Raw genomic sequence first — 13421 nt, forward strand, 5'->3', positions numbered from 1 at the left:
GCTCGCTGGGCTCATAACCCAGAGGTCGCAGGTTCAAATCCTGTCCCCGCTACTGCAGTCGAAGGCCCGGATCCCTTGGGATCCGGGCCTTCGTGGTGTGCGAACTCATGTACTGAGGGGAGGGGCGGCCGCGCCGTCGTGGGGAGTTGAGCACCGTGTGTTTGACTTGTCGTCCTGTGGGCATGTCGACAAAACGCTGAAGTGACCTCACGGGGTGCGGTATACCGGGTGTACCCAGGTTGCAGGTGGTGCGACGATGGACGTTATGGGGGACAAGGCAACTCTGTTCGAGTCAGGGCGATTTGTGACGCCTTCCGGTGAGGAACCGTCCCGTGACGAGATGACCGACATGGGGGACGCCGCCGAGGAGGTACGCCTCGGACTCGCCGCGCAGAGCGGCGACGCCGAGGCCGCGAGCGTCCTCGGAGCCATGCTGCTGCGCCGTGGCGACCTCGACGGAGCCGAACCCCACCTACGGGCCGCCACCGCGGCCGGCGACCGGGCCGCCGCCAACAACCTGGGCGTCCTGCTGCACCAGCGGGGCTACCCCGAGGAGGCCGCCGGCTGGTGGCGCATCGCCGCCGTCGCCGGTTCCGCGGCCGCCGCGCACGCGCTGGGCCGCTACCACCGCGAACGCGGGGACGAGCCCGCCGCCGAGTACTGGCTGCGCCAGTCCGCCGAGCAGGGCCATGTCCTCGGCGCCTACGCGCTCGCCGACCTGCTGGAGCACCGCGGGGACGTCGCCGCCGAGCACTGGATGCGGGCCGCGGCCGAGCGCGGACACCGGGAGGCCGCCTACCGGCTGGCGCGCGCGCTCGACCGCCCGGCCGGACGCGAGGAGGAGGCCGGGGCCGACAACGCTGTCGCCGAGGCCGAGCAGTGGTACCGGCAGGCCGCCGCGCGCGGCCACCGGCGGGCCGCGCTGCACCTCGGGGCGATCCTGGAGAGGCGGGGCGAGCTGAAGGAGGCCGGGCGCTGGTATCTGACCTCCGCCAAGGACGGCGAGGCCCGGGCCGCCTGCGCGCTGGGCTTCCTGCTGCGCGACGCCGGGGACACCGAGAGCGCGGCGGTGTGGTGGCTGCGGGCCGCCCAGGACGGCGACGGCAACGCGGCCAACGCGCTCGGCGCGCTGCACGCCGAACGCGGCGAGACCCAGACCGCCGAGCGCTGGTACCGGGCTGCGCTGGACGCCGGCGACGACAACGGCGCGTACAACCTCGGGCTGCTCTGCGCCGAGCAGGGGCGGACCGCGCAGGCCGAGCAGTGGTACCGGCGCGCCGCCTACGCCGGGCACCGGGAGGCGGCGAACGCGCTCGCCATCCTGCTGCTGCAGGGCGGCGACGCCACCGGCGCCGAGCCGTGGTTCTCCAAGGCCGCCGAGGCCGGCAGCGTGGACGCGGCGTTCAACCTCGGCATCCTCTACACCGGACGCGGCGAGGAGGCCATGGCGCTGCGCTGGTACGAGCGGGCGGCCGCCGCCGGGCACACCGAGGCCGCGCTGCAGGTCGGGATCGCCCGGCTGCGCGAGGGTGAGGAGCAGGAGGCCGAGCGGCATCTGCGGTGCGCCGCGGGTGGCGGCAGCGCGGAGGCGGCGTACCGGCTGGCCGCGCTGCTCGACGCGCGTCGGCCGCCGGAGCCGGCGCACGAGCTGGGCGAGATCGTGCACGAGAAGACCGAGTGCGAGGAGTGGTACGAGCGGGCGGCGACCCAGGGGCACCGGCGGGCGCAGGTGCGGGTCGGGATGCTCGCGGCGGCGCGCGGGGACGTGGTCGAGGCGGCGCGGTGGTACCGGGCGGCCGCGGAGGCCGGGTCGCGCAACGGCGCCTTCAATCTCGGGCTGCTGCTGGTCCGGGAGGGCAGTGAGCCGGAGGCGGCGGTGTGGTGGACGCGGGCCGCGGACGCCGGGCACGGGCGGGCGGCGCTGCGGCTGGCCCTGGTCTACGCGCGTCGGGGTGAGCTCGCGGAGGGGCAGCGGTGGGCCGACAGGGCGGTGGAGCTGGGGCCGGCGGAGGTTTCCGAGCGCGCGGGGCGGTTGAGAGACGCCCTCAGAGAGGAACTGTCGGCGTGACGCCGCGCTGGGCTCCCGCGGATGCGTCCCGCCGGCCCGCGCGTCCCGGTCGGCTGCGAAGTGAGCCCCGCCACGTCGCCGGTAACCGATTTGCTTCCGGGCGCTCCCCTCACGTAATGTCGTGTTCACCGACGCGGGGTGGAGCAGCTCGGTAGCTCGCTGGGCTCATAACCCAGAGGTCGCAGGTTCAAATCCTGTCCCCGCTACTGAAGGCCGAGGGCCGGAATCCAGAGATGGGTTCCGGCCCTCAGTCGTGTCCAGGGGCAGCGCAGCAAAAAAGAGGGGGCTCGTGGCCCCCTCTCCGGCGTTCGCTCAGGCCCTCGCGCAGTCCGGGCACAGTCCGCGGTACGTCACCTCTACGTCCGACACCGTGAAGCCGAAGCGCTCCGCGTCGGGGAGGTCGGCCAGCGGGTTGCCCGTCGGATGGACGTCGCGGATCGCGCCGCACCGGGCGCAGACCAGGTGGTGGTGCGGCCGGTGCGCGTTCGGGTCGTAGCGCTTGGCGCGTTTGTCCGTCGCGACTTCCAGCACCTCGCCGAGGGAGACCAGCTCGCCCAGCGTGTTGTAGACGGTGGCCCGGGAGATCTCCGGCAGCTTCGCGACGGCCCGCGCATGGACCTCGTCGGCCGTCAGATGGACGTGTTCGCCGTCGAGGACCTCGGCCACGACGCGCCGCTGCGCGGTCATCCGCCATCCGCGTCCACGCAGCCGTTCCAGAAGGTCGCTCATGTCCACCAGCCTAACAGCAGGGAGGACCAGGACGGGAATAGGTGTGAGTTTGGATCAATATTTGACTTAGATTGAGTCCAATGTAGGATCGAGAACGGCTTTGGCCACAGGACAGGACTGGGACAGGACAGTCAGCGATGACGCAGGAGGCGCGCGTGACGCAGGGACCGCTCACCACGGAGGCCGGTGCTCCGGTCGCCGACAACCAGAACAGCGAGACGGCGGGTGTCGGCGGGCCGGTCCTCGTCCAGGACCAGCTCCTGCTGGAGAAACTCGCCCACTTCAACCGGGAGCGCATCCCGGAGCGGGTCGTGCACGCCCGGGGCGCCGGGGCCTACGGCACCTTCACGGTGACCGCCGACGTCACGCCCTACACCCGCGCCGCCTTCCTCTCCGGGATCGGCAAGGAGACCGAGGTCTTCCTGCGCTTCTCGACGGTGGCCGGCAACCTCGGCGCGGCGGACGCCGTCCGTGACCCGCGGGGCTTCGCGCTGAAGTTCTACACCGAGGAGGGCAACTACGACCTCGTCGGCAACAACACCCCGGTGTTCTTCATCCGGGACGCGATCAAGTTCCCGGACTTCATCCACACCCAGAAGCGCGACCCGTACACCGGCTCCACCGAGGCCGACAACGTGTGGGACTTCTGGTCGCTGTCGCCGGAGTCCACGCACCAGGTGACCTGGCTCTTCGGCGACCGCGGCATCCCGGCGTCGTACCGGCACATGGACGGCTTCGGCTCGCACACCTTCCAGTGGAACAACGCGGCCGGCGAGGTCTTCTGGGTCAAGTACCACTTCAAGACCGACCAGGGGATCAAGAACCTCACGGCGGAGGAGGCCGCGGTGCTCGCGGGCAAGGACCCCGACTCGCACCAGCGCGATCTGCGTGAGGCGATCGAGCGCGGGGAGTTCCCGAGCTGGACCGTGGGTGTGCAGATCATGCCGGCGGCGGACGCGGCGACGTACCGCTTCAATCCCTTCGACCTGACCAAGGTGTGGCCGCACGCGGACTACCCGGTCATCGAGATCGGCAGGCTGGAGCTGAACCGCAACCCCCGGAACGTCTTCGCCGAGGTGGAGCAGTCGATCTTCAGCCCCGCGCACTTCGTGCCGGGCATCGGCCCCTCGCCCGACAAGATGCTCCAGGGCCGTCTCTTCGCGTACGGCGACGCGCACCGCTACCGCGTCGGCATCAACGCCGACCACCTGCCGGTGAACCGCCCGCACGCCACCGAGGCGCGCACGAACTCCCGTGACGGCCATCTCTACGACGGCCGGCACGGCGGCGCGAAGAACTACGAGCCGAACAGCTTCGGCGGGCCGGGGCAGACCGGCCGTGCGCTGTGGCAGCCCACCTCCGTCGACGGCTCCACCGGCAGCCACCCGACGCCGGTGCATGCCGAGGACGACGACTTCGTGCAGGCGGGCGACCTCTACCGGCTGATGTCGGAGGAGGAGAAGGAGCGGCTCGTCGCCAACCTGGCGGGCGCGATCGCGCCGGTCTCGCGCGAGGACATCGTCGAGCGCGCCATCGGCAACTTCGCGAACGCCGACGCCGAGTTCGGCAAGCGGCTGGAGGCGGCGGTGCGGGCGCTGCGTGGCTGAGTCGGAGGCACTGCCTCCCCCGGTGCCTCAAGAGCCTGGGGGAGCGCACCCCAGGGCGGGCCGGACCCCACGCTGCTCGGGTCCGGCCCGTTCCGCCTGCTCAGAGCGCCGGTGCGGGCTCGCGGGCCGGGGCCCAGCAGCGGATGATGTCGCGGACCGAGACGATCCCGGCGACCTCGCCGCGGTCGAGCACGACCAGGTGCCGGAAGCCGCCGTGGGCCATGGCGCCGGCGGCCTGCTCCAGGGTCCAGGTGGGGGCCGCGAAGACGACGTCGGTGGTGGTGTGGGCGTGGGTGCGTTCGGTGTCCGGGTTCTGGCCGAGGCCGACGGAGTTGAGGATGTCGCGTTCGGTGAGGATGCCGATGCCGCCGGCGTCCGGGTCGAGGACGACGGCGGCACCGACGCGACGGGCGGACATCAGGGCGGCTGCCTGGCGGAGGGTGTGGGCGGGGCCGACGGTGAGGATCACCGTGCTCATGGCGTCTCGGACGAGCATGGAAAGGGCCACCTCCTAGGAATCCCGTGATAGTTCAGGGATTCACAAATTCACAAGTGGGGGTGGATTCAGAGTGCCAGGTAAAGCAGGAGTCAACAAGAGGGCGCGTGGAGTGAGTTCAGGGGCGTGCCCGGGTTTCTCTGGTGACTCAGTGGCGCGGGTTGAGATACCCCAGCAACTCGTCGTGCAGCAGGCCGTTGGACGCCACCGCGTTGCCGCTGTGCGGCCCCGGGCGGCCGTCGAGGCCGGTGAAGGTGCCGCCCGCCTCCGTGACGACGACCGCGGTGGCCGCCATGTCCCACAGTGACAGCTCCGGCTCCGCGCAGATGTCCACGGATCCCTCGGCGACCATCATGTACGGCCAGAAGTCGCCGTACGCGCGCGTGCGCCACACCTGGCGGGTGAGGTCGAGGAAGCCGTCGAGCCGGTCCTGCTCCTCCCAGCCGGACAGGGAGGAGTACGCGAAGGACGCGTCCGCGAGCTTGCCGACGCGGGAGACGTGCATGCGGGTCGCGGAGGTCAGGCTGCGGCCGGTGAAGGCGCCGTGGCCCTTCGCGGCCCACCAGCGGCGGCCGAGGGCGGGGGCGGAGACCACGCCGACGACGGGCTGGTAGCCGGTCTCGCCGGCCTCCATCAGCGCGATGAGCGTCGCCCAGACGGGGACGCCCCGGACGTAGTTCTTGGTGCCGTCGATGGGGTCGATCACCCAGCGGCGGGGACCGGAGCCCTCGACGCCGTACTCCTCACCGAGGATCGCGTCCCTCGGGCGGGCGCGCTGGAGGTGGCCGCGGACGAGTTCTTCCGCCGACTTGTCCGCCTCGCTCACCGGGGTCATGTCCGGTTTGGTCTCCACCTTCAGGTCCAGTGCCTTGAAGCGGTCCATGGTGGCGGCGTCGGCTGCGTCCGCGAGGACGTGGGCGAGGCGCAGGTCGTCGAGGTAGTCCGGCATGGAAGAACCGTATCTGTCGTGGTCGGCGTGGGCCAGCATGGGACAGGGCGTTGCGGGGGCCTTGTGCTGCGGTGAGGGTGACGTGGGGCGCGGGGCCCACCGGGCGCCCGGAAGCCGGCCGGGGGCGGATCTGGCGTGCTGCGTGGATTCCTCGCCGGCCGGAGCGCGCCCCCGAACCCCCGCGAACCCTTGACAGTGCATACAAGTGCGTCAAATCTGGGCGCAGAGCTGCTCCGCTCAGGGAGGCGATGATGCCTGCTGCCCGGGAGTCCCTACTGGACGCCGCCTACACGGCCCTCGTGCGCCTGCCGTGGTCCGCGGTGCGGATGGTCGACGTGGCAGCGGCGGCCGGCGTGTCCCGGCAGACCCTGTACAACGAGTTCGGCAGCAAGGACGGCCTGGCCCGCGCGCTGGTGCGCAGGGAGGCCGACGGCTACCTCGCCGGAGTGGAGCGGGCGCTCGCCGGGCCGGGAGAGCCGGGGGAGCGGCTCACCGCCGTGGCCGAGTGGACGAACTCCGCCGCTCGGGACAACGCGCTGATACGGGCCATGCTCACCGGCTGCTGGAGCGAACGGCTGCCCGCCCCTCCGCTCACCGCCGTACCGTCCTCCTCCTCGGTGCCCGCGCAGCGCCGGGCCGACGGGCCGCTGCCGGCGCCCCGCGACTTCGTGCGGATCGTGCGGGACCGTGCGGTCACCGCCCTGACGGGCCCCACCGCCGGCGCCGCCGGTTCCGCCGAGCTGTCCCGCCCGTGCGAACTGGCCGTACGCCTCGCCCTGTCCTGCGTCGCGGCGCCACCGGGGGAGGGCGGCATGGCGGAGCTGATCCGGGCGGTCGTCCCGCGTCAGGCGGTGTGAGGCTCAGTCGCTGCAGGCCGGCCGGTACCCCGGTCCGCCGGCCGGACTCCTTCGTCCAGAACGGGTCCCCGGTCCCGCCCGGCTGCGCCGCGACCAGCCCGCCGTCCCGCACGGCCGCCGTCCACCCGGCCTTCGCCCCGCACGCCCCACAGGTGAGCCGGCGGCGCCGGAACAGCAGCTCGAAGCAGTACTTCCGGTGTCGGACGGGACCGGTGTCCGGCTCGGAGGCCATGACCGGGACCGCACACCTAGTGCGCCGACCCCGACAACTGCAGCCCTATCACCCCGACGATGACCAGACTGATCGAGACGATCTTCAGGGTGGACACCAGGTCGCCGAGGAAGACCATGCCGTAGATCGCCGTGCCGGCCGCGCCGATGCCGGTCCACACCGCGTAGGCGGGGCCGACGTCGAGCTTGCGCAGGGAAAGGGTCAGCAGGCCGAAGCTGCCGAGGGCGAACGAGGCGAAGGCGATCGTCGGCCAGAGACGGGAGAACCCGTGCGAGAGCTTCAGGCACACGGCGAAACCGGTCTCCAGAAACCCGGCCACGATCACCAGCAGCCACGCCATGCGCTGTCCTCCCGTTGATCCGGATCTCCGGCTCGGTGCGATTATGCACTTACCGGCCCCGGGCCCCGGCAAACAACGCGAAGGCGGCTCAGTCCCCTTCCCTGCGCTCCCGCGTGGCCAGCAGCCGGCGCAGCGAGTACAGCCGCGCCGGGTCCGCGTGGCCCTCCTCGACCCAGGCGTCCAGCGCACAGTCCGGCTCGTCGTGGCTGCACGCGCGCGGGCAGCCCTCCGTGCCGGGTTCGAGATCAGGGAAGGCGTGGATCACCCGGGACGGGTCGATGTGCGCCAGCCCGAAGGAGCGGACCCCGGGGGTGTCGACGACCCAGCCCTCCGCACCGGTCAGGGGCAGGGCGAGGGCCGACGTGGTGGTGTGGCGGCCACGGCCCGTCACCGCGTTCACATGTCCCGTCGTACGCCGCCGCTCCTCGGGGACCAGGGCGTTCACCAGCGTCGTCTTGCCGACGCCCGAGTGCCCGACGAACGCGGTGATCTTGCCGTCCAGGTACTCGCGCACCCGGTCCGCCGCGTTGCCGTCCGCCAGCTCCTCGCGGCTGGTGACGACGTACGGGATGTCGAGCGCCCCGTACAGCTCCAGCAGCTTGTCCGGCGGGGCCAGGTCCGACTTGGTCATCACCAGGAGGGGGTCCAGGCCGCCGTCGTAGGCCGCGACCAGGCAACGGTCGATGAGGCGGGGGCGGGGTTCGGGGTCGGCCAGGGCCGTGACGATGGCCAGCTGGTCGGCGTTGGCGGCGACGACGCGCTCGTACGGGTCGTCGTCGTCGGCCGTGCGCCGCAGCACCGACGTGCGCTCCTCGATGCGGACGATCCGGGCCAGCGTGTCCTTCTTGCCGGACAGATCGCCGACCAGGGCCACCCGGTCCCCGACCACCGCCGCCTTGCGGCCCAGCTCGCGGGCCTTCATCGCGATCACCGCCCGGTCGCCGACCAGGCAGGTCAGCCGACCGCGGTCGACCGTGAGGACCATGCCCTCGGCCGCGTCCTCGTGCTTGGGCCGGAGGTTGGTCCGCGGCCGGTTGCCCTTGCGGTTGGGACGGGCGCGGATGTCGTCCTCGTCGGTGTGCTTGCCGTAGCGGCGCATGGCGTCCGTCCCTACTGCCCGAGCATCCCGGTCCACAGCTCGGGGAAGTCCGGCAGGGTCTTCGCCGTCGTCGCCACGTTCTCGATGCGCACGCCCTCGACCGCCAGGCCGATGATCGCGCCGGCGGTCGCCATGCGGTGGTCCTCGTAGGTGTGGAAGACGCCCCCGTGCAGCGGGCGCGGGCGGATGTGCAGGCCGTCGGCGGTCTCGGTGACGTCACCGCCGAGCCCGTTGATCTCCTTGGTGAGCGCGGCCAGCCGGTCCGTCTCGTGCAGCCTCAGGTGCGCCACGCCCCGCAGGGTCGAGGGGGAGTCCGCGAGGGCCGCGACGGCCGCGATGCCCGGGGTCAGCTCGCCGACGTCGCCCAGGTCCACGTCGATGCCGTGGACGGCACCCGAACCGGTGAACACCAGCCCGTACTCGGTGAGTTCGCAGGAGCCGCCCATCTCGGTGAAGATCTCCCGCAGCCGGTCACCGGGCTGGGTGGTCCGCTCCGGCCAGTCCGGAACCAGCACCTTGCCGCCGGTGACCAGCGCCGCCGCCAGGAACGGCTGGGCGTTGGACAGGTCCGGCTCGACCGTCAGGTCCCGGCCGAGCAGCGCGCCCGGCGTCACCCGCCACACGTTCGGCTCGCCGCCCGACTCCGGGGTGTCCACCTGGGCGCCGACCGCACGCAGCATGTCGACGGTCATCCGGATGTGCGGCATGGAGGGCAGGGTCGCGCCGGTGTGACGGACCTCGACGCCCTGGTTGAAGCGCGGGCCGGAGAGCAGGAGAGCGCTGACGAACTGGGAGGACGAGGAGGCGTCGATCGACACCGGGCCGCCGTCCAGGGCCCCGCCGCCGTGCACGGTCAGCGGCAGCGCGCCCCGGCCGTCGTCGTCGATGCGGGCGCCGAGCACGCGCAGCGCGTCGATCACACCGTGCAGAGGGCGCTCGTACGACCGCGGGTCGCCGTCGAAGCGGATCGGGCCGTCGGCCAGCGCGGCCACCGGCGGCAGGAAGCGCATCACCGTGCCGGCGTTGCCGACGTCGACCGTGGCCGGGCCGTGCAAGCCCGTCGGCAGCACCCGCCAGGCCTCGCCGGTGCCGTCGGGGCCGACCCCCTCCTCGATCTCCACGCCCATCGCGCGCAGGGCACCGGCCATCAGCAGGGTGTCGCGGGAGCGCAGCGGGCGGCGCAGCCAACCGGGCTCGGAGGCGAGGGCGGCCAGCACCAACGCGCGGTTGGTGACCGACTTGGACCCGGGCACGTGGACCGTCGCGTCGACGGCTCCGCTCGCGTGCGGGGCGGGCCAGAGGGCGGGAGGGGCGGTGTTCGGGGCCATGGGGCCACTTTATAAGGAGGGCCGCGCAGCCGTTTTCCGTGCGCGGCCGAGTGGGGTCCGGCGGCGTCTCACACCTGCAGCAGCCAGCGCCCCCCACCGATCAGCGAACACACCGTCACCGCGTGGAACAGGAAGAGCCACAGCGCCGCCGGTACGTGCGTGAGCCGGGACAACTGGTCCGCGTCCGAGTCGCCCGCGCCGCCGCGCGACCGTTTCAGTTGCAGCTCGAACGGCGGCCGCACCCCGCCGAACAACAGGAACCACACCACCGCGTACGCGAACGCCGCCTGTACCTGGGGCCCCGCCAGCCAGGAGACCAGCAGGAAGGCGCCACCGGCCAGCACCACGGTCAGCACGCCGTAGGCGTTGCGGATCATCACCAGCATCGCCACCAGCAGGGCGGTGGCCACCCACAGCAGGAGGGTGATGTGCCCGGCCGCCAGCAGTGCGGCGCCGCCCAGACCCAGCAGCGACGGGGCCGTGTACCCCGCGGCGGCCGTCAGGATCATGCCCAGCCCGTACGGCCTTCCCCGGCTGACCGTGAGGCCGCTGGTGTCGGAGTGCAGCCGGATACCGGTGAGCTGCCGGCCGGTGAGCAGGGCGACCAGACCGTGGCCGCCCTCGTGCGCGATGGTGATCGCGTTGCGCGCTATCCGCCACAGGCCGTGCGGGACGACGACGGCGAGCGCGGCGGCCAGCGTGGCGAGCACCACCCACAGGTCGGGATCGGGCTGGGTACCGGTGAGCCGGTCCCAGAGGTCGGGCAGCGCGAGGGCGGCGAGGCTGTCCATGTCTGCTGGTGGCTCCCTTTCACCGGACGGAATCTGGCAGTGTGGCACGTATGTGCGGACGGTATGCATCGAGTCGTAGGCCCGAGGATCTCGCAGGAATCTTTGAGATCGAGATGGGGGTCCCCGCGGGGCGGGCGGAGTCGAGCGGCTGGGGAAGAGAGCCCGAGGAGACCCTGGCGCCGGACTACAACGTGGCTCCGACCAAGGAGGTCTTCGCCGTCCTCGACCGCCCCCTGAAAGACGCGGCCTCTGCGCGTCCGGTTCGCCAGCTGCGCAAGCTGAAGTGGGGACTGGTGCCGTCCTGGGCCAAGACGCCCGAGGGGGGTGCCCGGATGATCAACGCGCGGGCCGAGACCGTGCACGAGAAGCCCGCCTACCGCCGTGCCTTCGCCGCCCGGCGCTGCATCATCCCCGCCGACGGCTACTACGAGTGGGTCACCGGCACGCAGGAGCGCGAGCTGGAGGTCGAGGGCAGGAAGAAGCGCCCGCGCAAGCAGCCGTACTTCGTGCTGCCGGCCGACGGCTCGGTGTTCGCGATGGCCGGGCTGTACGAGTTCTGGCGCGACCGGACCCTGCCCGACGACCACCCACAGGCCTGGTGGGTCACCTGCTCGGTGATCACCACCGAGGCCGAGCGGACCCCGCTGGCCGTCGCGCCCGCCCAGGGCCCGCACACCCTGGCCGACATCCACCCCCGGATGCCGCTGATGCTCACCCCGGATCGCTGGGACGCCTGGCTCGACCCCGGCCGCACCGACCCCGACGACCTGCGCGGCCTGCTCGCCCCGCCCCCGCCCGGCCTGATGCGCGCCTACCCGGTCTCCACGGCCGTCAGCAACGTCCGCAACAACGGCCCGGAGCTGCTGAAGGAGCTGGAGGCACCGGAAGAGGGCACACTCTTCTGACGTGACCACACAGATCGTCGGTACGGACGCCGGGGACGCCCGGATCACCTGGCACCGGGCGCGGAAGGCCCGGCTCGTGCTGGCCGCCGGCCACGGCGCCGGGGGCGGCATCGAGGCCCGGGACCTGCGGGCCCTCGCCGATGCGCTGCCCGGCCGCGGAGTCACCGTCGCCCTCGTCGAGCAGCCCTGGCGGGTCGCGGGCAAGAGGGTGGCGCCCGCGCCGAAGACGCTGGACGCCGGCTGGCGGGGTGTGTGGCCGGCGCTCACGAAGCCGGGACTGCCGGTGATCTCCGGCGGCCGCAGCGCCGGGGCCCGGGTCGCCTGCCGCACGGCGACCGAGCTGGGCGCACACGCCGTGCTCGCGCTGAGCTTCCCGCTGCACCCGCCGGGCAAGCCGGAGAAGTCCCGCGCCGAGGAACTGCTCGGCGCGGGAGTGCCCACGTTGGTCGTCCAGGGCGGCAACGACCCCTTCGGCAAGCCGGCGGAGTTCCCGAGGGGCGACTTCGAGCTGATCGAGGTGCCGTACGGGGATCACGGCTTCGCCGTGCCCAAGCGCGCGGAGATCACCCAGGAGCGGGCCGTGGAGATCATCGCCGAGGGTGTCGTGAAGTGGGTCGCGTCACTCGGGTGACGGCCGGGAATGTTGCGTGACGGACCACTGTTGTGGCCGACAGAAGTGCTGAGGCCTCGGCACCGACGTCGTAGGAGAGGAAGTCCGCCGCATGGGTTCGACCATCTGCCCGAGCCATACGCGTAGCGCCGACCTGGACTGGACGGTGCTGCACGCGGCCAAGACCGCTCCTATTCGAGGGGCGGCAGGCCCGGGTCGTGTTCTATCCTCCGAATCGAGTGGGACCGGTCTCGGTCCTGCCCGGGATCTTGAGGAGGTGGGTCCGGTCACTGGGACCGACGCAGGGACCGACAACGGCCAGGCGGAGCAGCCCGAGGGCCAGGGCATCAGCGCGGAGGCGACCGACGAGTCCACCGCGGAGCGCAGTGCGCGCTTCGAGCGGGACGCGCTCGAATTCCTCGACCAGATGTATTCGGCCGCGCTGCGTATGACACGCAACCCGGCCGACGCCGAGGACCTGGTGCAGGAGACCTACGCCAAGGCGTACGCGTCCTTCCACCAGTTCCGCGAGGGCACCAACCTCAAGGCGTGGCTGTACCGCATCCTCACCAACACGTTCATCAACTCCTACCGCAAGAAGCAGCGCGAGCCGCAGCGCTCCGCCGCGGAGGAGATCGAGGACTGGCAGCTCGCCCGCGCCGAGTCGCACATGTCGACCGGTCTGCGCTCCGCGGAGTCGCAGGCGCTCGACCACCTGCCCGACTCGGACGTGAAGCAGGCGCTGCAGGCGATCCCCGAGGAGTTCCGCATCGCCGTCTATCTCGCGGACGTAGAGGGCTTTGCGTACAAGGAGATCGCGGACATCATGGGGACACCCATCGGTACGGTGATGTCCCGGCTGCACCGGGGCCGCCGTCAGCTGCGCGGCATGCTGGAGGACTACGCCCGCGAGCGCGGGCTGGTCCCGGCGGGCGCCGGAGAGTCGAACGAAGCGAAAGGCTCGGGCTCATGAGCTGCGGAGAGCCGCACGAGACGGACTGCAGTGAGGTCCTGGACCATCTGTACGAGTTCCTCGACAGCGAGATGCCGGACGTCGATCGCGACAAGTTCCAGCACCACTTCGAGGAATGCTCCCCGTGCCTGGAGAAGTACGGTCTGGAGCAGGCCGTGAAGAAGCTGGTCAAGCGCTGCTGCGGGCATGACGACGTGCCGGCGGACCTGCGCGCCAAGGTCATGGGGCGGATCGAGCTGATCCGCTCCGGCCAGACCGTGCCCGAGCACGACGTGACGGCGACGCCCAGGAGCGCCGAGCGCCTTCAGGAGAGCTGAGCACACCCCTCGGGAGCACCCGCCAGGAGAGCTGGGCAGCGCGCCGTTTCACCCGAACGTGCTAATCCTCAGGTCGTGGGCGCCGCGTCCCCCGACCCCACCCTAGGCTCCGAGCCTGGA

Annotated in this window: 14 protein-coding genes and 1 tRNA gene; 8 read left to right on the plus strand and 7 right to left on the minus strand. The window is 72.0% G+C overall.

Annotated elements, in window-relative coordinates; genetic code table 11:
- The first annotated feature begins 256 nt into the window (after positions 1 to 256).
- Both AB0L59_RS19635 and AB0L59_RS19640 read left to right on the plus strand, forming a co-directional pair.
- A complete protein-coding gene (locus AB0L59_RS19635) occupies positions 257 to 2068 on the plus strand; it encodes a tetratricopeptide repeat protein (RefSeq protein ID WP_365585093.1) in 1812 nt (603 codons plus the stop codon).
- A gap of 132 nt (positions 2069 to 2200) precedes the next feature.
- Positions 2201 to 2274 (plus strand) — tRNA-Met (locus AB0L59_RS19640).
- Between the two features lie 106 nt (positions 2275 to 2380).
- Here the strand turns inward: AB0L59_RS19640 and AB0L59_RS19645 are convergent.
- Positions 2381 to 2797 (minus strand): Fur family transcriptional regulator, encoded by a 417-nt coding sequence (locus tag AB0L59_RS19645; protein ID WP_365585096.1) that lies wholly within the window; start codon positions 2795 to 2797, stop codon positions 2381 to 2383.
- A gap of 155 nt (positions 2798 to 2952) precedes the next feature.
- Here AB0L59_RS19645 and AB0L59_RS19650 point away from each other — a divergent pair, with 155 nt between their 5' ends.
- Positions 2953 to 4404 (plus strand): catalase, encoded by a 1452-nt coding sequence (locus AB0L59_RS19650; protein ID WP_365585099.1) that lies wholly within the window; start codon positions 2953 to 2955, stop codon positions 4402 to 4404.
- 100 nt (positions 4405 to 4504) lie between these two features.
- Here AB0L59_RS19650 and AB0L59_RS19655 read toward each other — a convergent pair whose 3' ends face one another.
- Both AB0L59_RS19655 and hisN read right to left on the minus strand, forming a co-directional pair.
- Complete coding sequence (locus AB0L59_RS19655) at positions 4505 to 4900, minus strand: CBS domain-containing protein (protein WP_365585101.1); 396 nt, start codon at positions 4898 to 4900, stop codon at positions 4505 to 4507.
- A gap of 148 nt (positions 4901 to 5048) precedes the next feature.
- On the minus strand, positions 5049 to 5849 hold the full coding sequence (gene hisN / locus AB0L59_RS19660) for a histidinol-phosphatase (protein ID WP_365585103.1): 801 nt from the start codon (positions 5847 to 5849) through the stop codon (positions 5049 to 5051).
- 248 nt (positions 5850 to 6097) lie between these two features.
- Here hisN and AB0L59_RS19665 point away from each other — a divergent pair, with 248 nt between their 5' ends.
- Positions 6098 to 6706 carry a TetR/AcrR family transcriptional regulator gene (locus tag AB0L59_RS19665; protein WP_365585107.1) on the plus strand — a complete coding sequence of 203 codons (609 nt, stop codon included), beginning with the start codon at positions 6098 to 6100 and terminating at the stop codon, positions 6704 to 6706.
- Between the two features lie 248 nt (positions 6707 to 6954).
- On the opposite strand, the gene AB0L59_RS19670 is transcribed toward AB0L59_RS19665, so the two are convergent.
- The 4 genes from AB0L59_RS19670 to AB0L59_RS19685 all read right to left on the minus strand — a co-directional run bounded on the left by AB0L59_RS19670 (position 6955) and on the right by AB0L59_RS19685 (position 10496).
- A complete protein-coding gene (locus AB0L59_RS19670) occupies positions 6955 to 7278 on the minus strand; it encodes a multidrug efflux SMR transporter (protein WP_365585110.1) in 324 nt (107 codons plus the stop codon).
- A gap of 88 nt (positions 7279 to 7366) precedes the next feature.
- Positions 7367 to 8377, minus strand: a complete 1011-nt coding sequence (rsgA, locus tag AB0L59_RS19675) for a ribosome small subunit-dependent GTPase A (protein ID WP_365585112.1) — start codon at positions 8375 to 8377, stop codon at positions 7367 to 7369.
- An 11-nt stretch (positions 8378 to 8388) separates the two neighbouring features.
- On the minus strand, positions 8389 to 9705 hold the full coding sequence (gene aroA, locus AB0L59_RS19680) for a 3-phosphoshikimate 1-carboxyvinyltransferase (RefSeq protein WP_365585115.1): 1317 nt from the start codon (positions 9703 to 9705) through the stop codon (positions 8389 to 8391).
- Between the two features lie 68 nt (positions 9706 to 9773).
- Positions 9774 to 10496 carry a M50 family metallopeptidase gene (locus AB0L59_RS19685; protein ID WP_365585117.1) on the minus strand — a complete coding sequence of 241 codons (723 nt, stop codon included), beginning with the start codon at positions 10494 to 10496 and terminating at the stop codon, positions 9774 to 9776.
- Positions 10497 to 10546: 50 nt separating this feature from the next.
- Here AB0L59_RS19685 and AB0L59_RS19690 point away from each other — a divergent pair, with 50 nt between their 5' ends.
- The 4 genes from AB0L59_RS19690 to rsrA all read left to right on the plus strand — a co-directional run bounded on the left by AB0L59_RS19690 (position 10547) and on the right by rsrA (position 13301).
- Entirely contained in the window at positions 10547 to 11401 is an 855-nt protein-coding gene (locus AB0L59_RS19690) for an SOS response-associated peptidase (RefSeq protein ID WP_365585119.1), read from the plus strand.
- A gap of 1 nt (position 11402) precedes the next feature.
- Positions 11403 to 12032, plus strand: a complete 630-nt coding sequence (locus tag AB0L59_RS19695) for an alpha/beta family hydrolase (RefSeq protein ID WP_365585122.1) — start codon at positions 11403 to 11405, stop codon at positions 12030 to 12032.
- 256 nt (positions 12033 to 12288) lie between these two features.
- Positions 12289 to 12984, plus strand: a complete 696-nt coding sequence (gene sigR, locus AB0L59_RS19700) for an RNA polymerase sigma factor SigR (protein WP_365585123.1) — start codon at positions 12289 to 12291, stop codon at positions 12982 to 12984.
- On the plus strand, positions 12981 to 13301 hold the full coding sequence (gene rsrA, locus AB0L59_RS19705) for a mycothiol system anti-sigma-R factor (RefSeq protein ID WP_365585125.1): 321 nt from the start codon (positions 12981 to 12983) through the stop codon (positions 13299 to 13301). Before sigR ends, rsrA begins: the two co-directional genes overlap by 4 nt.
- Positions 13302 to 13421: the final 120 nt, after the last annotated feature.

Origin of the sequence: Streptomyces sp. NPDC052109, from assembly GCF_040680195.1 — a bacterium.
Lineage (GTDB): Bacteria > Actinomycetota > Actinomycetes > Streptomycetales > Streptomycetaceae > Streptomyces.